Annotated in this window: 18 protein-coding genes; 10 read left to right on the top strand and 8 right to left on the bottom strand. The window is 62.7% G+C overall.

The annotated features are described in order from the left end of the window. Positions 1–8: 8 nt before the first annotated feature. The gene (locus ACGYK7_RS08595; RefSeq protein ID WP_067268490.1) at positions 9–776 is read right to left on the bottom strand and encodes a DeoR/GlpR family DNA-binding transcription regulator; all 768 of its coding nucleotides are present in this window, start codon (positions 774–776) and stop codon (positions 9–11) included. A gap of 220 nt (positions 777–996) precedes the next feature. Between ACGYK7_RS08595 and glpD the strand changes: the two genes are divergently transcribed. From glpD to ACGYK7_RS08550, 9 genes are all read left to right on the top strand, one after another. Next, the gene (gene glpD, locus ACGYK7_RS08590; RefSeq protein WP_394401314.1) at positions 997–2,586 is read left to right on the top strand and encodes a glycerol-3-phosphate dehydrogenase; all 1,590 of its coding nucleotides are present in this window, start codon (positions 997–999) and stop codon (positions 2,584–2,586) included. A 13-nt stretch (positions 2,587–2,599) separates the two neighbouring features. Next, positions 2,600–3,685 carry an ABC transporter ATP-binding protein gene (locus ACGYK7_RS08585; RefSeq protein WP_394401026.1) on the top strand — a complete coding sequence of 362 codons (1,086 nt, stop codon included), beginning with the start codon at positions 2,600–2,602 and terminating at the stop codon, positions 3,683–3,685. Further along, on the top strand, positions 3,685–4,770 hold the full coding sequence (locus ACGYK7_RS08580; protein ID WP_394401024.1) for an ABC transporter ATP-binding protein: 1,086 nt from the start codon (positions 3,685–3,687) through the stop codon (positions 4,768–4,770). Before ACGYK7_RS08585 ends, ACGYK7_RS08580 begins: the two co-directional genes overlap by 1 nt. Then, positions 4,767–5,639 (top strand): carbohydrate ABC transporter permease, encoded by an 873-nt coding sequence (locus ACGYK7_RS08575; RefSeq protein ID WP_067268460.1) that lies wholly within the window; start codon positions 4,767–4,769, stop codon positions 5,637–5,639. The genes ACGYK7_RS08580 and ACGYK7_RS08575 overlap by 4 nt, the downstream gene beginning before the upstream one ends. Next, complete coding sequence (locus ACGYK7_RS08570; RefSeq protein WP_394401022.1) at positions 5,639–6,526, top strand: carbohydrate ABC transporter permease; 888 nt, start codon at positions 5,639–5,641, stop codon at positions 6,524–6,526. The genes ACGYK7_RS08575 and ACGYK7_RS08570 overlap by 1 nt, the downstream gene beginning before the upstream one ends. A 15-nt stretch (positions 6,527–6,541) precedes the next feature. Continuing rightward, positions 6,542–6,814, top strand: a complete 273-nt coding sequence (locus tag ACGYK7_RS08565; RefSeq protein ID WP_067268456.1) for a DUF2160 domain-containing protein — start codon at positions 6,542–6,544, stop codon at positions 6,812–6,814. A gap of 86 nt (positions 6,815–6,900) precedes the next feature. Continuing rightward, a complete protein-coding gene (locus ACGYK7_RS08560; RefSeq protein WP_394401019.1) occupies positions 6,901–8,598 on the top strand; it encodes an ABC transporter substrate-binding protein in 1,698 nt (565 codons plus the stop codon). 76 nt (positions 8,599–8,674) lie between these two features. Beyond that, on the top strand, positions 8,675–10,171 hold the full coding sequence (gene glpK / locus ACGYK7_RS08555) for a glycerol kinase GlpK (protein WP_394401016.1): 1,497 nt from the start codon (positions 8,675–8,677) through the stop codon (positions 10,169–10,171). An 8-nt stretch (positions 10,172–10,179) separates the two neighbouring features. Then, the gene (locus ACGYK7_RS08550) at positions 10,180–11,307 is read left to right on the top strand and encodes an iron-containing alcohol dehydrogenase (protein ID WP_394401311.1); all 1,128 of its coding nucleotides are present in this window, start codon (positions 10,180–10,182) and stop codon (positions 11,305–11,307) included. A gap of 35 nt (positions 11,308–11,342) precedes the next feature. On the opposite strand, the gene ACGYK7_RS08545 is transcribed toward ACGYK7_RS08550, so the two are convergent. From ACGYK7_RS08545 to ACGYK7_RS08515, 7 genes are all read right to left on the bottom strand, one after another. Beyond that, entirely contained in the window at positions 11,343–12,737 is a 1,395-nt protein-coding gene (locus ACGYK7_RS08545) for a M20 family metallopeptidase (protein WP_394401014.1), read from the bottom strand. After that, a complete protein-coding gene (locus ACGYK7_RS08540; RefSeq protein ID WP_394401011.1) occupies positions 12,734–14,323 on the bottom strand; it encodes a gamma-glutamyltransferase in 1,590 nt (529 codons plus the stop codon). Before ACGYK7_RS08540 ends, ACGYK7_RS08545 begins: the two co-directional genes overlap by 4 nt. A gap of 4 nt (positions 14,324–14,327) precedes the next feature. Beyond that, positions 14,328–15,323, bottom strand: a complete 996-nt coding sequence (locus tag ACGYK7_RS08535; RefSeq protein WP_394401009.1) for an ABC transporter ATP-binding protein — start codon at positions 15,321–15,323, stop codon at positions 14,328–14,330. Then, complete coding sequence (locus ACGYK7_RS08530; RefSeq protein WP_394401006.1) at positions 15,320–16,318, bottom strand: ABC transporter ATP-binding protein; 999 nt, start codon at positions 16,316–16,318, stop codon at positions 15,320–15,322. Before ACGYK7_RS08530 ends, ACGYK7_RS08535 begins: the two co-directional genes overlap by 4 nt. A gap of 3 nt (positions 16,319–16,321) precedes the next feature. Then, a complete protein-coding gene (locus tag ACGYK7_RS08525; RefSeq protein WP_271690227.1) occupies positions 16,322–17,224 on the bottom strand; it encodes an ABC transporter permease in 903 nt (300 codons plus the stop codon). A gap of 1 nt (position 17,225) precedes the next feature. After that, positions 17,226–18,143 (bottom strand): ABC transporter permease, encoded by a 918-nt coding sequence (locus ACGYK7_RS08520; protein WP_136720362.1) that lies wholly within the window; start codon positions 18,141–18,143, stop codon positions 17,226–17,228. Positions 18,144–18,257: 114 nt separating this feature from the next. Next, on the bottom strand, positions 18,258–19,775 hold the full coding sequence (locus tag ACGYK7_RS08515) for an ABC transporter substrate-binding protein (RefSeq protein ID WP_394401003.1): 1,518 nt from the start codon (positions 19,773–19,775) through the stop codon (positions 18,258–18,260). A 164-nt stretch (positions 19,776–19,939) separates the two neighbouring features. Between ACGYK7_RS08515 and ACGYK7_RS08510 the strand changes: the two genes are divergently transcribed. Continuing rightward, on the top strand, positions 19,940–20,722 hold the full coding sequence (locus ACGYK7_RS08510) for an IclR family transcriptional regulator (protein WP_394401000.1): 783 nt from the start codon (positions 19,940–19,942) through the stop codon (positions 20,720–20,722). Positions 20,723–20,761: the final 39 nt, after the last annotated feature.

Raw genomic sequence — 20,761 nt, 5'->3', positions numbered from 1 at the left:
GGCGGGGGTCATTCTTCCGGCGCATAGACCACCGCGGTCTCCCACCCGCTGCATTTCTCCGCAAGGCCCGCAGGCAGCGCCAGATCGGTAAAGAACATATCCACCTCCCGCGCCGAGGCGATACGCGCGGGGGCCGAGCGTTTGAATTTGGAATGGTCGGTCACCAAAAAGGTCTTGCGCGACTGCGCGATGATACATTGGCTGACCCCCACCTCTTCGATGTCAAAGTCGAGCAGATCGCCATCCGCATCCATCGCCGAACAGCCGATCACCGCGATGTCGAACTTGAACTGGCGGATCGTCTCGATCGTCAGATTGCCGACCAGCCCGCCGTCCATCCGGCGCAGAGCGCCGCCGGTCAGCACGATGCGGCATTCGGGGTTGTCGACCAGAATATTGGCCACGTTCATGTTGTTCGTCACCACCATCAGATCGCGGTGGTGGAGCAGGGCGCGGGCCACTGCCTCGGTGCTTGTCCCGATATTGAGAAAGACCGAACAGCCGTCGGGGATATGTTCGGCACAGGCGCGGGCGATGCGATTCTTCGCCTCTTCATGCAGATTCCGCCGTTCGGCATAGCCGATGTTGCTGGCCCCCGAGGGCAGCACCGCGCCCCCATGGACCCGCTCCAGCTTACCGCTGTCGGCCAGTTCCGTAAGGTCACGGCGGATGGTCTGATGGGTCACGCCGAAATGTTCGGCCAGCCCATCGACGGTGACTTTGCCTTCGCGCCGGGCGATTTCAAGGATGTCGGGATGGCGGAATGTCTGTGAAATGGGCGTCGCTCCTGCCTGCTGTTGGCGCATTATCTCCAGTGTTTTGGCTAACGCAAGCAATCGCGCAGCAGGACACGTTTAACATGTTCGCTATGTTGGCAAAACGAACATAAACGAAAATAATAGTTGTGCAGTTGGGAGTCGTTTCGTAAAACTGCCCCAAATTGGACAGTCTGAGCTGGGGGAGGGCCGGATCGTGAACCAACAGCCCGATAGCCATATGGCCGCTGCCCCGGTCGATCTATTCGTCATCGGGGGTGGCATTAACGGCGCCGGGATCGCGCGCGACGCGGCAGGCCGGGGGCTGAGCGTGACCCTGGCCGAGATGAACGATCTGGCCTCGGCGACCTCTTCGGCCTCTACCAAGCTGTTCCACGGCGGGCTGCGTTATCTTGAGTATTTCGAGATCGGCCTCGTGCGCCATGCGCTGACCGAGCGCGAAGTGCTGTTGAAGGCGATGCCGCATATCTCTTGGCCGATGCGTTTCGTACTGCCCTATCACCGCGACATGCGGTTCGAGGGCGACACGCCGACCTCCAAGCTGCTGCGGTTGTTCATGCCGTGGATGCGGGGCCGCCGCCCGGCATGGCTGATCCGCTTGGGCCTGTTTCTCTATGACAACCTTGGCGGTCGCGAGATTCTGCCCGCCACCCGCAGCCTGTCGCTGCGCGGCACGCCCGAAGGGGCGCCGCTGGAGGACCGGTTCGAGAAGGCTTTCGAGTATTCCGACTGCTGGATCGAAGACTCCCGCCTTGTGGTGCTGAACGCCCGCGACGCCGAACTGCGCGGCGCGCGTATCATGACCCGGACCAAGGTCGTCTCTGCCGACCGCAGCGCCGACGGCTGGGCGGTCACCGTAGAGCATGGCGCGGATGGCCAACGCGAGGTGATCCACGCCAAGATGCTGGTCAACGCGGGTGGCCCGTGGGTGGGGGACATCATCCACAACACCGCGCGGCTGAACTCCTCCGAAGGGGTGCGGCTGGTGCGCGGCAGCCATATCGTGACCAAGCGGCTCTATGATCACGACAAATGCTATTTCTTCCAAGGCACCGATGGGCGGATCATCTTCACGATCCCCTATGAGCAGGATTTCACCCTGATCGGCACCACCGACGCCGATCATCCTGATCCATCCGTCACCCCGGAATGCACGCCCGAAGAGCAGGACTACCTGATTGATTTCGTGAACGGCTATCTCAAGCAGGACATCACCCGCGCCGATATCGTCTGGACCTATTCCGGCGTGCGCCCGCTTTATGACGATGGCGCCAGCAGCGCCACGGCGGCGACGCGGGACTATACGCTCAAGGTCGACAAGACCGGTGGCGCGCCGATCCTCAATGTCTTTGGTGGCAAGATCACGACCTACCGCAAACTGGCCGAAGACGCGCTGGAACTGATCGCGCCGCATTTCGACGGGCTGTCGGGCCATTGGACCGCGGGCGTCGCCCTGCCCGGCGGCGATTTCCCGGTGGACGGCGTGGCGCAGTTGATCGCGCGGCTGAAAGCGGATTATGACTTTCTGGATGAAAGCTGGGCTGCGCGGCTGATCCGCGCCTATGGTACGGATGCATGGGCGATGGCGGGCGAGGCCAAGACGCTTGCCGATATGGGCGAGCATTTCGGCGCCACCCTCACCGCGCGCGAGGTCGCTTGGCTGATGACCAAGGAATATGCCCTCAGCGCTGAGGACATCGTCTGGCGCCGCAGCAAGCTGGGCCTGCGAATGGATGAGGCGCAGATCGCGCGTCTTGATGAATGGATGCAGATGCGCGCGGCGAAACAAGCCGCCTCTGCAGCGGAATGAGGGGAGGACGAACGTGAGTTTGATCCTAAAGAACGTGTCGAAAACGGTGGGCGGTCAAACGCATATCCACCCGACCGACCTGACCTTGGAAAAGGGCACGATGAACGTGCTTTTGGGGCCCACGTCCTCGGGCAAGACGTCCCTGATGCGGCTGATGGCGGGGCTGGATGTGCCGGGTACGGGGCAGGTGATCTGGAACGGCGAAGACGTGACCGGCATGCGGGTGCAGGACCGCAAGGTCGCCATGGTCTATCAGCAGTTCATCAACTACCCCTCGATGACGGTTTACGACAATATCGCCTCGCCGATGAAGCTGGTGGGCAAGTCGAAGGATGAGATCGACCGCGCCGTGCGCGAAACCGCCGAGTTGATGCAGCTCACCCCGATGCTCGACCGCAAACCGCTGGAGCTTTCGGGCGGCCAGCAGCAGCGCTGCGCCTTGGCGCGGGCGCTGGTCAAGAATGCCGGGCTGGTGCTCTTGGATGAGCCGCTGGCCAACCTCGACTACAAGCTGCGCGAAGAACTCCGCGCCGAAATCCCACGCATCTTCGAGCGGGCCGGGTCGATCTTCGTCTATGCCACGACCGAGCCTGAGGAGGCGCTGCTTCTGGGCGGCAATACCGCGACGCTCTGGGAAGGCCGCGTCACGCAATTCGGCCCGACACCAAGCGTCTACCGCCGGCCCGAGAATGCGACCACGGCGCGGGTGTTCTCCGACCCGCCGATGAACTTCCTCAGCATGACCAAATCGGGCGACACTCTGCGCTTCGACGGGGGTGAGATGGCGGCACCGGCCAGCATGGCCAGCCTGCGCGACGGTGAATATACCGCCGGTTTCCGCCCCAACCACCTGACGCTGAGCGCGCAGGCGCCCGAGGCCATCGGCTTTGACGCGGTGCTGAACGTGACCGAGATCACGGGATCGGAGACCTTTATCCACCTCGATTACCACGGCGCGAAATGGGTTGGTCTGGTGCATGGCATCCAGCATTTGCAGCCCGGCCAGCCGCTGCCGGTCTATCTGGACCCGGCGCATATCTACCTGTTTGACGCGAACGGGGCGCTCGTCTCGGCCGCGCCCTATGCGGAGGCAGCATAATGGCCAAGATCACGCTTGATAACCTCGCCCATTCCTACCTGCCCAATCCCAGCGGTGAAGATGATTTCGCCCTTAAGGAATTGAACCACGACTGGATCGACGGCGAAGCCTATGCGCTTCTGGGCGCGTCGGGCTGTGGCAAATCCACCTTGCTCAACATCATCTCAGGGCTTTTGCAGCCTTCGCAGGGGCGCATCCTGTTTAACGACGTGGACGTGACCCATGCGCCGACCGCCGAGCGCAACATCGCGCAGGTCTTCCAGTTCCCGGTCGTCTACGACACGATGACCGTGCATGACAATCTGGCCTTCCCGCTGCGCAACCGCGGGGCGGATGCCTCTTATGTCGCGTCTCGGGTCCAGCAGATTGCCAAGATGATCGGCATGGAGGATGAACTGAACCGCAAGGCGCGGGGCCTCACCGCAGATGCCAAGCAGAAGATTTCGCTGGGCCGCGGCATGGTGCGTGAGGATGTGAACGCGCTCTTGTTCGACGAGCCGCTCACGGTGATCGACCCCCATATGAAATGGGAACTGCGCACGCAGCTCAAATCCCTGCACCACGAATTCGGCCATACGATGATCTACGTCACCCATGACCAGACCGAGGCGCTGACCTTCGCCGACAAGGTGGTGGTGATGTATGATGGCCGCGTCGTGCAGATCGGCACGCCGCAAGAGCTTTTCGAGCGGCCCGCGCATACTTTCGTAGGCTATTTCATCGGTTCGCCGGGGATGAACCTCTTTGACGCGCAGATCGCAGGCAATGCCGCGCAGATCGCGGGCACAAGCGTCAATTTGAACAAGACCTACGCCCCCAAGGGCCAGAAAACGCAACTGGGTGTCCGGCCCGAGTTCATTCGGATCAATGGCGAAGGTCTGGGCCTGCCGGCCAAGGTGACCCGTGTCGAGGATGTGGGCCGTCACAAGATCATCCGTCTCGACGTGGCAGGCCAGCAGGTCAGCGCCATTGCCGAAGAAGGCGCGACAGTGCCAAGCGAAAACACCGCGATCAGTTTCGATCCGGCGGGCATCAACGTCTATGACGACGACTGGCGCATCAGCGCAGAGGGAGAGGCCGCATGAACAAGACCGTCAACCAAAAGGCATGGTTCCTTGTCCTGCCGGTGCTGATCCTCGTGGCCTTTTCGGCCGTGATCCCGCTGATGACCGTGGTGAACTACTCGGTGCAAGACACCTTTGGCCGGAACGAATTCTTCTGGGCCGGGCTGGAGTGGTTTTCCGACATGCTCGACAGCGACCGGATGTGGGACGCGCTTGGCCGTCAGCTGATCTTCTCGGGCGTCATTCTGGCCATCGAAATCCCGCTCGGCATCTTTGTCGCGCTCAACATGCCGAAAAACGGGTTCTGGGCCAGCTTCTGTCTGGTGCTCATGTCCTTGCCGCTGCTGATCCCGTGGAACGTGGTCGGCACCATCTGGCAGATCTTTGGCCGCGTCGACATCGGGCTTCTGGGCTATACGCTCGACAAGCTGGGCATCACCTATAACTACACCCAAGACATCACCTCGGCGTGGATCACGGTTGTGGTGATGGATGTCTGGCACTGGACCTCTCTTGTCGCTCTTCTGGCCTATGCTGGTCTGCAATCCATTCCAGACGCTTACTATCAGGCGGCCAAGATCGACCAAGCCAGCCGTTGGGCCGTGTTCCGCTACATCGAACTGCCCAAGATGGCGGGCGTGCTGATGATCGCCATTCTGCTGCGCTTCATGGACAGCTTCATGATCTATACAGAGCCGTTCGTGGTGACCGGCGGCGGGCCGGGCAATGCCACGACCTTCCTCTCGATCGACTTGGTGAAAATGGCCATCGGCCAGTTTGACCTTGGCCCCGCAGCGGCGTTCAGCCTGATGTATTTCCTTGTTATCCTGTTGATTTCATGGGTGTTCTACACCGTGATGGTCAACCTCGACAAAAGGGATGGTGTGTGATGACCGACACAACCGTGCAAGCCCCCGGCGCCGCGCCCATTCCGGGTGACGTAACCGCTGCCAAACGCGCCCGCCGCAGCCGCTTCCGGCCCAAAGGCTCGGTGGTGGTGATGACGCTCTACTTGCTGTTCCTGATGCTGCCGATCTATTGGCTCATCAACATGAGCCTCAAGACCAATGCCGAAATCCTCGGGTCATTCTCGCTCTATCCGCAGAACCTGACGCTGGCGAACTATGCCAAGATCCTCACCGATCCGAGCTGGTATATGGGCTATGTGAACAGTCTGATCTATGTGGTGATGAACACGGTGATCTCGCTCGCCGTGGCGCTGCCGGCGGCCTATGCCTTCTCGCGCTACACGTTTCTGGGCGACAAACACCTGTTTTTCTGGCTGCTGACGAACCGCATGTCGCCGCCCGCCGTGTTCGCGTTGCCGTTCTTTCAGCTCTACTCCTCGGTCAACCTCTTTGACACGCATATCGCCGTGGCACTGGCGCATTGCCTGTTCAACGTGCCGCTGGCGGTCTGGATCCTCGAAGGGTTCATGCGCGGCGTGCCGAAAGAAATCGACGAGACGGCCTACCTCGATGGCTATTCCTTCCCGCGGTTCTTCATCCGCATCTTCACCCCGCTGATCGCCAGCGGCATCGGGGTCGCGGCCTTCTTCTGCTTCATGTTCTCATGGGTGGAACTGCTGCTGTCGCGCACGCTGACCTCGGTCGATGCCAAACCCATCGCCGCCACCATGACCCGTACCGTCTCCGCCTCGGGCCTCGACTGGGGCGTTCTGGCCGCGGCGGGTGTGCTGACCATCGTGCCGGGCGCGCTGGTGATCTATTTCGTCCGCAACTACATCGCCAAGGGCTTTGCCCTCGGGCGGGTATAAGAGAGGAGACCGCCCATGTCTTGGATGGCCTGGACCATGCCCACCGCGATCTTCTTCGGTGTCATCGCGCTGTTACTCGTGACCTTCACGATCCTCGCGATCAAATTCCCTGAGACGCCCCGCGTGGGCATCCTCAGGATTGAGACAACCCGTGGTGACCGTCTGTTCATCACGCTTCTCGGCTCGGCCTTTATCAATTTGATCTGGCTGGGTTTCGAGGCGGGGCCGCAGCCCTATGCGCTGCTGGTCTGCCTTGCCTATGCCGCAGCCGTATTTCGCTGGGTCTAGGCGCTATCACGGCGGACCCCGGGCAATCCGGGGCCGCCATACGACACGACCAAATGTCTAGGGAGGACATAATGAAACGATCTGTCATGAAATCGAGTACCGCTTTGGCGGTCACGCTCGGTCTGCTCGCCGGGCCAGCATTCGCGGATATGGAAGCCGCGAAGAAGTTCCTCGACGAGGAAATCGAACGCTCCGCGCTGAGCCGCGAAGAGCAGGAAGCGGAGATGCAATTCTTCATCGACGCTGCCGAGCCGTTCAAGGGCATGGACATCAAAGTCGTGTCCGAGACCATCACCACCCACGAATACGAAGCCAACGTGCTGGCCCCGGCCTTCAGCGCGATCACCGGCATAAACATCACCCACGACCTGATCGGCGAGGGCGACGTGGTTGAAAAGCTGCAAACGCAGATGCAGTCGGGCGAGAACATCTACGACGCCTATATCAACGACTCTGACCTGATCGGCACCCACTGGCGCTACAAGCAGGCGCGCAGCCTAACCGACTGGATGGCGAACGAAGGCAAGGACGTGACCAACCCCGGTCTTGATCTGGACGATTACATCGGCCTTGATTTCACCACTTCGCCCGATGGCGAACTGTACCAGCTGCCCGACCAGCAGTTCGCGAACCTCTACTGGTTCCGCCAGGACTGGTTCACCGACCCCGATCTGATGGCCGAGTTCAAAGAAAAATACGGCTATGACCTGGGCGTGCCGGTCAACTGGTCCGCTTACGAAGACATCGCCGAATTCTTCACCGGTCGCACGATTGATGGCGTCGAAGTCTATGGCAACATGGACTACGGCAAGAAAGACCCGAGCCTTGGTTGGCGCTACACCGATGCATGGCTGTCCATGGCGGGCGGCGGCGATGTGGGTGAACCCAACGGCCTGCCGGTCGACGAATGGGGCATCCGCGTCAACGAAAACTCGCAGCCCGTCGGTTCCTGTGTAACCCGTGGTGGTGCCACCAACGATGCGGCGGCGGTCTATGCGATCACCAAGTCCATCGAATGGCTTGAGAAGTACACGCCCCCCGCAGCCGCGGGCATGACCTTCGGCGAAGCCGGTCCGGTGCCCGCGCAGGGTGCCATCGCACAGCAGATGTTCTGGTACACCGCCTTCACCGCCGACATGGTGAACGACGGCGCCAAGGCCGTGCTGAACGAAGACGGCACGCCCAAGTGGCGCATGGCCCCGAGCCCGCATGGCGCCTACTGGAAAGAAGGCCAGAAGGTTGGTTATCAGGACGTGGGCAGCTGGACGCTGATGGAAAGCACGCCCGTCGACCGCGCCAAGGCCGCATGGCTCTATGCGCAGTTCGTGACCTCGAAAACCGTGGACGTGGAAAAGGCCCATGCCGGTCTGACCTTCATCCGCGAGTCGACCATCCAGCACGAAAGCTTCACCGAGCGTGCGCCGAAACTCGGCGGACTGGTGGAATTCTACCGCTCGCCCGCGCGCACCGCATGGTCGCCCACCGGGACGAACGTGCCGGATTACCCCAAGCTGGCGCAGCTGTGGTGGCAGAACATCGGCGACGCGATGTCGGGTGCGAAAACACCTCAAGAAGCGCTCGACAGCCTCTGCGCCGAGCAGGAAAAGGTCATGGAACGTCTTGAGCGCGCAGGCGTCCAAGGTGATCTGGGTCCGAAAATGAACGAGGAGCGTGAGGCTTCCTACTGGCTTGAGCAGGAAGGTTCGCCCGTTGCCAAGCTCGACAACGAAGACCCCGAGCCCGAGACCATCAGCTACGAAGAGTTGATCAAGTCCTGGCAGTAAGCCAAACTTTCGGGGGCCGGGACGCAGCAGCGTTCCGGCCCCTTTTTCGTTTCATCCAACATCCGGGGGCCGCGCCATGACCCATATCCTCGCCATTGATCAGGGAACCACCTCCTCGCGGGCGATCATCTTTGACGGCAACATGTCGGTGACGGCCACGGCCCAAGAAGAATTCCCGCAGCATTTCCCGCGCTCCGGCTGGGTCGAACATGATCCGGGCGATCTGTGGTCGACGACCGCGGGCACCTGCCGCGCGGTGATCGAAAAGGCCGGTCTGCGCCCCGACGACATCACCGCCATCGGCATCACCAACCAACGCGAGACGACGCTGGTCTGGGACGCGAAAACCGGCAAGCCGGTCCATAACGCCATCGTCTGGCAAGACCGCCGCACCGCCGATTTCTGCCGCGCGCTGCGTGAAAGCGGCGACGACAAGATCATCACCGAACGCACCGGCCTGTTGGCCGATCCCTATTTCTCGGGCACCAAGCTGAAATGGATCCTCGACAACGTCGAAGGCGCGCGCGAACGGGCGCGGGCGGGCGAGCTGCTTTTCGGCACCGTCGACAGCTATCTGATCTGGAAGCTCACCGGCGGCGCGCGTCACGTCACCGACGCGACCAATGCCGCGCGCACCATGCTCTATGACATCCACAAGGGCCGCTGGAGCACGACGATCTGCAAGATGTTTGACGTGCCGCTCGAAATGCTGCCCGAGGTGCAGGACTGCGCCGCCGATTTCGGCACCACCCGGCCTGATCTCTTTGGGCGCGAGATCCCGATCCTCGGCGTCGCGGGTGACCAGCAGGCTGCGACGATCGGGCAGGCCTGTTTCCAGCCCGGCATGATGAAGTCGACCTATGGCACCGGCTGTTTCGCGCTTCTGAACACGGGCGAGACGGCGGTGACCTCGACCAACCGGCTGCTCACCACCATCGCCTACCAGCTTGACGGCAAGCCGACCTATGCGCTCGAAGGGTCGATCTTCGTCGCCGGGGCCGTGGTGCAATGGCTGCGCGACGGGCTGAAAATGATCCGCGAGGCGGGCGAGACCCAAGCGCTGGCCGAGCAGGCCGATCCGCATCAGAACGTGGTGCTGGTGCCTGCCTTCGTGGGCCTCGGCGCGCCATATTGGAACGCCGAATGCCGCGGCGCGATCTACGGGCTGACGCGCAACTCCGGCCCTGCGGAACTCGCGCGGGCCGCACTCGAAAGCGTGGGCTACCAGACCCGTGACTTGCTCGAAGCGATGCAAGCCGATTGGGCCGCCCAAGGCCAGCCGGGCGAGATTGCCACCCTGCGCGTCGACGGCGGGATGAGTGCCAGTGACTGGGCGATGCAATTCCTCTCGGACGTGATCGGCGCTTCGGTTGATCGCCCCGATGTGCTGGAAACCACAGCGCTTGGTGCCGCGTGGCTCGCCGGGCAGCGGGCGGGCATCTACCCCGATATGGAGGGTTTTGCCCGCGAATGGGCACTGGACCGGCGATTTGAGACCCAGATGGACGAGGCGACGCGCGAAGAGAAATACGGCGCATGGCAGCGGGCTGTTCAGGCGACGTTGCAGTTCTGATGCAGGCGATCCCCCCTTTCGGTTTCGCCACCGCCGGACGCATCCGTTTTGGCCGCGGTGTGGCGGGTGAAGCGGTGACCGCTGCGCGAGGCTATGGGCGACAGGTGCTTTTGCTGCGCGGCGGTTCTGTCGCTTGGGTCGATGAACTGGCGCGCGATTTGGCAGCGGCGGGCTGCGAGGTGACACAGTTGCGCAGCAGCGGCGAGCCGTCGGTCGAAGACGTGCGCGCGGCGGTGGCGGCGGGGCGCGGGGCTGAGGTCGTGCTGGGCGCGGGCGGCGGCGCGGTGATCGACCTTGCCAAAGCCTCCGCGGCGCTGATCCCGTCGGAGTGCGATGTGATGGAGCATCTCGAAGTCGTGGGCGCGGGCAGGCCCTTGCAGGCCGATCCCCTGCCGATGATCGCGATCCCCACCACCGCAGGCACCGGGGCCGAGGTCACCAAGAACGCCGTCATCGCCGTGCCGGAGGCCGCGCGAAAAGTCAGCCTGCGCGACGACCGCATGCTGCCCCGTCTGGCCTTGGTCGACCCCGCGCTGACCGATGGCGCGCCGCGCGGGGTGACCTTGGGGTCCGGCCTCGACGCGCTGGTGCAGGTGATCGAACCCTATCTGTCCAGCAAGGCCAACCCGCTGAGCGATGCGCTTTGCCGTGCCGCGATCCCGCAGGGCATCGCCGCGCTCAAACGTCTGGCCGAGGGCGAGGATCAGCCCGCGCGGGATGCACTGGCCTATGTCAGTCTCTCGGGCGGTTTGGCGCTGGCCAATGCGGGGCTCGGGGCCGTGCATGGGCTGGCAGGTGTGATCGGCGGACGTTACGGCGCGCCGCATGGGCTAATTTGCGGGCGTTTGCTTGGGCCGGTTCTGGCGGCCAACAGGGATGCGATGGGGGCTTCGGACCGGTTTTCGGAGGTGCAGATGTGGCTCTCCGGCGGGTTCGGCCTGCCTGAGCAGGGCACGTTCGACGCGCTGACCGACATGCTGGATGACTGGGGGCTGGACCGGTTGGCCCGGTGGATCCCTGATGATGCGGATCTGGGCGAGACGGCCCGCGAGGCAGCGGCCTCTTCCTCCATGCGTGCCAACCCTTGCGTGCTTGAGGCAGAAACCCTCAAAACCTGCATCCGCGCGGCAATGTAGAACGGGCAGGGGCCGCGGCCCCCGCCCGGTAGTTGTCACGCGGCGCGGGGCGGCGTGTTGCCTTCGCCCAAATCCCAGAACACGCCCGCCATCACCCGCAGCGCATCGCGGCAGACGGGTTTCAGCACATGTTCGTCCGGCGCGTGCTGCGAACAGCTGCGGTAGGAATGCGGCACCCAGACAGTGGGCAGCCCCAGAATATCGCTGAAGCTGTCGTTGGGCAGCGAGCCTGCGAGGTTGGGCAGGATATGCGGCGCTTTCCCGGCGCTTTTCGTCAGAGAATCAGCCACGAATTTGACCCAAGGGTGATCCGCATCCAGCCGGGTCGCGCGGAAGAAACCGCGGTCATGCGGTTCGATCCGCACATCTTCGAAGCCGTGTTTATCAAGGTGGCGGCGCAACGCGGGCAGGATGTCTTCGGGATCGGTGCCGACGACATAGCGCAATTGGCAGGTGGCCGTCGCATGGGCCGAGATTGCGTTGACTGGCGCTTCGGGCACGCCGCTTTTCATCGCGAGAATGGCAAAGCTGTTCCAACCGTAGGCGCGCTCGACCGGGGTCAGGTCTTCTTCGCCCCAGTCGGTGTCGATCGCGGGGCCATCGTCGCTTTCGATCGGCAGGTCTTTCAATGCCGCGCGAACCGAGGGGGTCAGGCTGTCGGGCCGCCACTCGGGGATCTGGATTTGCCCGCGTTTGTCGGTGATGGTCGACAGCGCCTGCGCCAAGATCATCGCCGGATCGGCCAGCAAGCCGCCCCAGTTGCCCGAGTGATGCGCGCCTTCGCGTTTGTCGACGATCAGATCAAACGACACGCCCCCGCGCGACCCCATGAACATGGTCGGCACTTCGGGTTGCAGCCGCGGCCCGTCCGAGGCGATGAGCACATCGGCGGTCAGTTCCTCACGGTGTTCGGCAAAGAACTCGGGCAGGCCCGCGCTGCCGGTCTCCTCACTCATCTCAATCACGATGCGGCAGTTGAAACCCAGCTTGCCACGGGTTTTCAGCACCGCTTCGATGGCGGCGATGTTGATCAGGTGCTGGCCCTTGTTGTCGGCGGTGCCGCGGCCATAAAGCTTGTCGCCTTCTTCGACCAGTTTGAAAGGATGCAACCCCTCGCGCCACTGGTCGGTCTGGGCGCGGATCACGTCGCCGTGGCCATAGGTCAGCACGGTCGGCAGGTCGTCGCCCTCGCGGCGCTCGCCCACCAGAAAGGGGCCGCCGCGTGGGTCGGGGTTGTCGTGAAAGCGACAGGCAAAGCCCATCGCCGTCAGCCGCGGCTCCATCGTCTCGACCAGATAGCGTTTGAGTTCGGGAGCTTGGTCGGGGTTCTGGCTTTCGGTCTCGTAGGAAACGAGATTGGCCAGTTCGGCTTGGAACGTCCCCTCATCGAAATAGGTCGAGATCGCTTCGATCGCTTGATCGCGGGTCATGCTTCAATGTCCTTTTTCATATCTTCGGAAATGGCGTCGCCCCAAGGCGACATGATCTCGGTGCAGCCGGAATTCTGCCCGTTTGCGCGCATCACGCCTGCGGGACAGGCGAAAGCGTAGGGAAAGATCGTGCGTTTGGTCTCGGCGACCTCATTGTTCTCGCGCAGCCGGTCGAGCACATCGCGCGGCAGGCTTTCATCGGCGATGAGCTGGTTGGCGTCCGAGGCGTCGATGCGCGGGGCGTGGAAACTGTCTTCGAGCGACATGTCGAAATCGGTGACGAAGGAGGACAGTTGCGCCACCGCGCCTAGAATCTTGCGACCGCCGGAAGCCCCGAAGGCGAAACGTTTGTCGCCCTGTTCGCCGATCACCGGGCAGACGTTCATCAGGCAGCGCTTGTTCGGCCCCAGTGAATTCGGGCGGCCCTGAACCGGGTCGAACCACATGATGCCGTTGTTCATCAAAAAGCCCGTGGAGGGTGAGACGACGCGGGAACCGAAGATCGACAGGAGCGTCTGCGTCTGCGCCACCATATTCCCGTGACGGTCGACGACCGAGAAATGCGTGGTGCAGCCCGGGGCTTCGGGGCTTTCGCCGGTGTCGCCCATAGAGCCGAGCCTACGGGCATAGGCGCCTTTGAGCGCCTCGGCCATGGCGGCATAGCTGTCGGGGCCGGGGGCGTGCCCGAGGTCTTCGGTCGCGAGGGAAGCAAAGGTGTCGCGGAAGGTCGGCCCGGCGGTCAGCCCCGGCACGACATGGAAACGCGCATCGCGGTAGGCGAAGTCGAGCGGCGCGCTGAATTCGGCGCGGTAGGCGTGCAGGTCGTCGTGGCTGAGGCAGCCGCCTTTCTCCTGCACATCCCGCGCCATCGCGGCCCCAAGGTCACCATCATAGAGCGCGCGCGCCCCGTGCCGCGCGATCTGGTCAAGGCTGTCGGCCATGCGCGACTGGTCCAGGCGTTTTTCGGCCAGCGCGGTCCAGCCGCTGATCGTCGGCCATTGCCCGTCTTCGAGGAAGAGGTCCGCCGCATCCGCATCCTTGGCCAGTTCGCGCGTGCAAGAGGCGATGACCAGCGCGGCATACCAATCCACCAACAGACCCTTGCGGGCATGTTCGATCGCCGGGGCAAGCAGATCGGCCCAAGGCATCTTGCCGAACCGTTCATGCGCTTGGCCCAGCCCGTCGACCACGCCGGGCACGGCGATGGCGGTGGCGCCTTGGACGTTGCGGTCTCCCTCGACATGTTCCCACGGGAAGAGATCGCCCGCCTTGCCCCGCCCGCTCAGCGGATAGTTCGCGGGATCGAGCGCGCGGGGGCTGCGCATCCCGTGGTTGAGCGCATGGGCTTGGCCTTCCTCGGCGCGCCAGAGCATCATCGCCCCGCCGCCCGCAGGGCCGCTCATCCAAGGTTCCAACACGCCGATGACGAAAGAGGTGGCCACGGCGGCGTCCACCGCATCGCCCCCTGCCGCAAGCACCTCGGCCCCCGCGATTGCTGCCAACCGATGCTGCGCGGCGACGACGCCATGTTCGGTTTCGATGACGGTTTTGCGGGTTTGACTGCTGTGCGACAGGTTCGATGACATGGGATTACTCTTGTTCGTACATGGGGGTTTCCGGATCGTGCAGGTGGCAGGCGACATGCCCCTGCGGGATCGGGGTGTGACGCGGCGCCTTTTGCTTGCACAGATCCGTCGCGCGCGGGCAGCGCGGGTGGAAATGGCAACCGGGCGGCGGCGCGATCGGGTTCGGGTAGGCCATGCCAAGCTGGGTGTCCGGCACGCCCAAACCGGGCTCGGGTGTCAGCACGGACTTCAAAAGCGCCTTGGTGTAAGGGTGACGCGGCGCATCAAACAGACCGGCGACCGAGTTCTGCTCCACGATCTCGCCCAGATACATCACCGCCACGCGGGTGGCGAGATGTTCGACCACCGCGAGGTCATGGCTGATGAAGAGGTATGTCAGGCCGAACTCTTCGCGCAGCTCGCCCAGAAGGTTGAGGATCTGGCTTTGGACCGAGACATCCAGCGCCGAGGTCGGCTCGTCGCAGATCACCACCTCGGGCTTCATGATCAGCGCGCGGGCGATGGCCACCCGCTGGCGCTGGCCGCCCGACATCTGGCTGGGGTAGGTGTTGATCACCCGCTGCGGCAGGCCCACAACGTCGAGGATCTCCTTCACCTTTTTCTTGCGGCTCTCCTCGTCACCGATGTTGTGCACCCGCAGCGGCAGAGAGATCACGTCATAGATGCTCTTGCGCGGGTTGAGCGAGGAATAGGGGTCTTGAAAGATCGGCTGAATCCGCCGCGCCAGCGCCAGACGGCCCTGTTGGGTAATCTCTTCACCGTCAATCTTAACGTGACCCGCGGTCGGCTCCTCCAGCCCCAAAAGGATTTTGGCAAGGGTGGATTTGCCGCAACCGGATTCACCGACGAGGCCCAGCACCTCCCCCTTGCCCAATTGCAGCGACACATCATTCACCGCCGTGAGCGGTTTGACCTTGCCGAACATGCCCTGTTTCACCCGGTAGGTCTTGCTGACGCCGGAAAGCTCCAGCACCGGGGGTGCGTTCACGCTGTCCTTCATACGGTCAGCTCCTTCTCGGAATGGCGTTTGCCATCGGGGAAAATGCAGCGGAAGGCGTGGTTGCCGTCCTCGCGCTTGGGGATGTCGCCACGGCATTCGGCCACCGCATGGGGGCAACGGGTGCGAAACACGCAGCCCTCGACCGCGCCGACCAGCGAGGGCACGATGCCCGGGATCGTACCCAGTTTCGCGCCGCGGTCGGTCTTGCCGGGAAGCGGGATGCAGCGCAGCAGCCCGCGGGTATAGGGATGCGAGGGGGCGTTAAAGATATCGCCCACCGGGCCGGTCTCGACCAACTCGCCCGCGTACATCACCGCGACCTTGTCAGCCACGCGCGCCACGACCCCGAGGTCATGGGTGATCAGGATCACGGCCATGTTCATCTCGCGCCCCAGATCGTGCAGCAGCCGCAGGATCTGCGCCTGAATGGTCACGTCGAGCGCGGTCGTCGGCTCGTCCGCGATGATCAGTTCGGGCTCGCACATCAGCGCCATGGCGATCATCACACGCTGGCGCAGACCGCCCGACAGCTGGTGCGGGTATTGTGACAAGCGGCTCTCGGCGGCGGTGATGCCGACTTTCTCCAAGAGTTCGATGGCCCGCGCCCGCGCCTGCTGGCGGCTGACCTTGCGGTGCAAAAGCAGCGCCTCGGCCAGCTGGTCGCCGATGGTGTAGGCCGGGTTGAGCGAGGTCATCGGCTCTTGAAAGATCATCGACATCCGCGCCCCGCGCAGCCTGCGCATCTGGCCTTGGCTGGCGGTGGTCAACTCGGTCCCGTCAAAGGTCATCCGGTCGGCGCTGCGTTTGATGGATTTGCCCAAAAGCCCCATCAGCGCAAGCGAGGTGAGCGATTTGCCCGAGCCGCTTTCGCCGACGATGCAGAGGGTCTCGCCACGGTTAAGGTCGAAGTCGATGCCGCGCACCGCATGTAGGGTGCCGCCGCCCGTGGGAATGTCGAGCCGCAGGTTGCGGACGCTCAGAAGGGGTTCTGTCATGGGTCAGCTCCGGTTTTCGGGGGCAGTGACGTCGCGCAGACCGTCACCCATCAGGTTGATTGCCAGCACCAGCACGAAAAGCACGGCGCCCGGGATCAGCACGAGCCACGGCTCGAACAGCATCATGTTCTTGCCTTCTGAGACCATCAGCCCCCAGCTCGGCGTCGGGGGTTGCACCCCAAGGCCGAGGAAGGAGAGCGCCGCTTCCAGCAGGATCGCATGGGCCATTTCCAGCGTCACCACGACGATGAGGTTGTTGGCGATATTGGGCATGATCTCGGACAAGAGGATGCGCGGGGTAGAGGCACCGATGACCTGCGCCGCCGCCACATATTCACGCCGCCGCACCTGCATGGTCGAGGCGCGCATGACCACGGCGAAACGGTCCCAAAGCAGCAGGCCCAGCACCATGATCACCACTTGCAGCGACCCGCCAAGGATCGCCACCACGGCCAGCGCCACCAGCACCACCGGCATCGCAAGACGCACGTTGATTAGGAAGGTGACGACCGCATCGACCTTGCCGCCAAAGTAGCCAGCAGCCACGCCCATGGCGGTGCCGATGAGGCCCGAGATCAGCGCCGCCACGGCCCCGATCAGCAGCGAAATCCGTGCACCATAGATGAGACGCGACAGGTAATCGCGGCCTAGATGATCGGTGCCCAAGGGATGCTCCCATGTGCCGCCCATGAACACGGGGGGCTCCATCCGGGTCATCAGACTTTGGGCATAGGGATCATGTGGTGCAATCCAGGGCGCGAGGATCGCGATGATCGTGAGAATGATCAGAACGACCGCCCCGATCAGCAGACCTTGGTGCCCGAAGATGCGCTTGCGCAGCATCTGGCCGGGGGTCGGGCCGGTGATTTCGTCCAAAAGGCTGTCATGTGTGCTTGCCGTGGCCATGTCAGCTGCTCCTCATGCGGGGGTCGAGCCATGCGTTCAGCACGTCTGCGAGGAAGGTGAAAACAATATAGAACATCGAGAAGATCAGGATCAGCGCCTGCACGGTGGGCAGGTCGTTGCGGGCGATGCTCTCCCAGGCCAGATAGCCCGCGCCATGCAGCGCGAAGATCGACTCGACCACGATGGAGCCGCCCAGCATGAAACCCATCTGCACGGCGGCGAGGCTCACGACCGGGATGATCGCGTTGCGCAGCGCATGGCGGAACAGCACCCGGCGCTCGTTCGCGCCCTTGGCCCGGGCGGTGCGGATGTAGTCGGAGTTCAACACGTCCAGCATGCCCGCGCGCGTCAGGCGCATGATCGCGGGCATGGCGTAATAGCCCAGCACCACGGTCGGCAGGATGAAATGGCGCCATGTGTCGGTGCCCGAGGGTGGCAGCCAGCCCAGTTGGATGGCGAAGACCACGATGAGGATCAGGCCGAACCAAAAGCTCGGCATCGCTTGGCCGGCGACCGAGATGAAGAGCGCCACACGGTCGATGATCGAATTGGGGCGGATCGCGGCGACCACGCCCAAGGGCACGGCGGTCAGCAGCGCGAAGGTGATCCCGCAGACGCCGAGCGTCATGGTCACGCTCAACCGGTCAGCGATGAGCGAGGCGACGGGCAGGCGGAAATAGTAGCTTTCGCCGAAATCGCCCTGAAGGGCCGAGAACAGCCATTCGCCATATTGCACCAGCATCGGACGGTCGAAACCATAGAGACGGCGCAGGGCCTCGATATCTTCGCCACTGGCGGTTTCACCCGCAAGTGCTGCGGCGGGGTCGCCCGACAGGAACAGCAGGCTAAAGCTGATAAACGACACGGTGAAGGCCACGAGAAGGGCCAGTCCCAATCGTTTGAGAATGAATTGAAGCACGGGTGCAACTACCTTGAGGCTGCGCCGCAGGCGGGGGCCTGCCGCGTGGGTCTGGGTTGGGTGCGGAAGGGGAGAAGGGCAGGGGCACCGGTCACGGCGCCCCTGCCGGTTGATTTACTTCCAGCTGGCCGTGGTGAAGCGCAGAACTTCGTCGGCTGTGGGCGTGTATTCCACCTCGTTGGTGGTCACGTAGTTGGTGTTGTAGGAGAACATCGGCGCCCAATAGGCTTCCTCGGTGATGCGTTCGATCGCCTTGGAGTAGTTCTCTTTACGGACCTCGGGATCGGTCGAGCTGTCGGCGATGTTGAGGTATTCCAGCGTCTCGTCGTCCATCGCGTAGTCGAGCGAGCCATGTTTGAAGAACTGGCTGACCATGGCGGAGGCGTCGTTGATCGAATAGCTGCCCCATGTCTGGAACGACACGGCGGTTTCGCCCTTCATGTTCTGCTCGCGCAGGGCGGAATACTGCAACATCTTGAAGTTGGTATCGATGCCCACGGCGTTCAGGTAGCTGGTGATCGCCTCGGCATATTCGCGGTCGCGATAGGCGTAGAAATCGATGGTCAGACCGTCTTCGTAGCCCGCCTCGGCCAGCAATTCCTTGGCTTTCTCGGGGTTGTATTCATACTTCACCGCCGCCTCTTCGTCACAGCCGAACTGGCTGGGGAAGCAGGGGGTGTAGACGACCTTGGATTTGCCTTTGAGCAGCGCGTCGACCAGCTCCTGACGGTTGATGGCGTAGTTCACGGCCTTGCGCACGCGCACGTCGGTGAAGGGGCTGTCCTCGGACCGGCCTGCCGCATCGAGCGTCAGATAGCCCACGCGCATGGTGGATTCGTTGGAGACCTGGAATTCATCCCGCTCGGCCAGCTTTTCGGCCTGGTCCGACGGCACCTGCCAGATCAGATCAAGCGAGCCGCTAAAGAGTTCGGCCATCTGCGTGTTCACATCCGGAATGGTGCGGATGTCGATGTTCTTGATGCTGGGTTTGCCCTTGGGGCTGTCGTGATAGCCCTCATAGGCTTCCAGTTTGAAGTGCTGGCCGGGGACGACTTCGGTCACCTTGTAAGGGCCGGTGCCGACGGGTTTGAGGCCCATGCCTTCGGGGCCGGCTTCTTCGTAGTAGTCGCTGGGATACATCGAAACGGGGCCGGAGAGGAATTCAATCGCCGCCGGGAACTTCTCTTTCAGCATGATGCGCACGGTGTAATCGTCAACCTTCTCGGCCGATTTCATCCAGTTCACGTTGCGCTGCGTTTTCACGCCATTGGCCTCATCGGCGACATAGTTCACGGTAAAGACCACGTCATCGGCGGTGAAGTCCGACCCGTCGTGGAATTTCACGCCTTCGCGCAGTTTGAATTCGATGGTCGTGTCGTCGATCCATTCCCATTCGGTGGCGAGGTTGCCGATGTATTCGTTGCTGACCGGATCGCGGTAGATCAGACCATCCCAGACCGCGCGTTGCAGCACCACGCCTTCGCGAGACGAGTTGAAGTAGCTGTCGACGTTCTCAAGCTCTTTGGTGAAGGCGACATTCAGCGTGTCATTGGCTTTGTCCGCCCAAGCCGCGCCGGTGGCGGCGGCCAGGACAAGCCCGGTGATGGTTGATTTCAGGACCGTGGATTTCATGGTCAACTCCCCTGTTGGTTAACGAATTCGGTTCCGTATCTTTTTGGCTTGCGCATCGTATCATATAGTAATACTTGATATCGCAATACGATTAATAAACGCAATCGGATCGACATACGTCAAGCCCCGGTGTGAACGATTGGGCCAGTTTTCAGGGTAGGTGATTGGAAAAGAAGCAAAATACTCTTTACGTCGGGTCGCTTGCCAAGGGGTTGCGGCTGCTCCGCGCTTTCGATGAATCGCATACGGAATTGTCGCTGGTCGAACTTGCCGCGCGCAGCGGATTAGACAAAAGCGCGGTTCAGAGGCTGGCGAATACGCTGCATATCGAAGGCATGTTGGAAAAGGATCCGGCCACGCGGCGCTACCGCCCGTCCCATGCATGGCTCGAACTGGCCTATGCCTATTACTGGTCGGATCAATTGGTCGGGCAGGCGATTCCCAAGCTGATCGACCTCAGCCAAGAGATCGGGGAGACGGTGAACCTCGCCGAGCTTTCGACCGATCACATCATCTACGTCAGTCGCTTGCCCTGCCAACGGACCTACTTCGCGGCGACGGTGATCGGGCGGCGGTTGCCTGCGCTTTCAACGTCGGCGGGCCGGGCGATCATCTCGACCTTCTCGCCCGAAGACCGGGAAGAGGCGATCGAGACTTGGCCGCTCAAGCCCTTTACCGCGCGCACCACGATGGACCGCGCCACGATCCGCAACAGCATTGGGGAGGCCGTGCAGCAGGGCTATGCGATCTCCAGCGATCAGATGATTTTGTCTGAGATTGGCGTGGCCTGTCCGATCATCGGCCCCGATGGGCGGGCCTTTGCGGCGGTGCAATCTTCGGTCTCGGCGCATACTTGGACGCGGGAGCGGATCAGGGCCGAGATTCTGCCGCGCCTGCAGGACACGGCGAACGCCATTTCACCCTCATCACAGGTGCACCGGCGCTAGAAAAAGGGCCGGGGCATTGCCGCCCCGACCCGGTGTTTT

The sequence above is a fragment of the Sulfitobacter sp. 1A15299 genome (genome assembly GCF_043556915.1).
Lineage (GTDB): Bacteria > Pseudomonadota > Alphaproteobacteria > Rhodobacterales > Rhodobacteraceae > Sulfitobacter.
This window is presented reverse-complemented; position numbering and strand designations above follow the sequence as displayed.

Bases quoted from the DNA above. Each gene is read 5' to 3' on its own strand.
- glpK (WP_394401016.1), top strand. From the start codon at position 8,675: ATGACCCATATCCTCGCCATTGATCAGGGAACCACCTCCTCGCGGGCG.
- ACGYK7_RS08560 (WP_394401019.1), top strand. From the start codon at position 6,901: ATGAAATCGAGTACCGCTTTGGCGGTCACGCTCGGTCTGCTCGCCGGG.
- ACGYK7_RS08575 (WP_067268460.1), top strand. From the start codon at position 4,767: ATGAACAAGACCGTCAACCAAAAGGCATGGTTCCTTGTCCTGCCGGTG.
- ACGYK7_RS08565 (WP_067268456.1), top strand. From the start codon at position 6,542: ATGTCTTGGATGGCCTGGACCATGCCCACCGCGATCTTCTTCGGTGTC.
- ACGYK7_RS08540 (WP_394401011.1), bottom strand. From the start codon at position 14,323: ATGTCATCGAACCTGTCGCACAGCAGTCAAACCCGCAAAACCGTCATC.
- ACGYK7_RS08530 (WP_394401006.1), bottom strand. From the start codon at position 16,318: ATGACAGAACCCCTTCTGAGCGTCCGCAACCTGCGGCTCGACATTCCC.
- ACGYK7_RS08535 (WP_394401009.1), bottom strand. From the start codon at position 15,323: ATGAAGGACAGCGTGAACGCACCCCCGGTGCTGGAGCTTTCCGGCGTC.
- ACGYK7_RS08545 (WP_394401014.1), bottom strand. From the start codon at position 12,737: ATGACCCGCGATCAAGCGATCGAAGCGATCTCGACCTATTTCGATGAG.
- ACGYK7_RS08580 (WP_394401024.1), top strand. From the start codon at position 3,685: ATGGCCAAGATCACGCTTGATAACCTCGCCCATTCCTACCTGCCCAAT.
- ACGYK7_RS08525 (WP_271690227.1), bottom strand. From the start codon at position 17,224: ATGGCCACGGCAAGCACACATGACAGCCTTTTGGACGAAATCACCGGC.
- ACGYK7_RS08515 (WP_394401003.1), bottom strand. From the start codon at position 19,775: ATGAAATCCACGGTCCTGAAATCAACCATCACCGGGCTTGTCCTGGCC.
- ACGYK7_RS08570 (WP_394401022.1), top strand. From the start codon at position 5,639: ATGACCGACACAACCGTGCAAGCCCCCGGCGCCGCGCCCATTCCGGGT.
- glpD (WP_394401314.1), top strand. From the start codon at position 997: ATGGCCGCTGCCCCGGTCGATCTATTCGTCATCGGGGGTGGCATTAAC.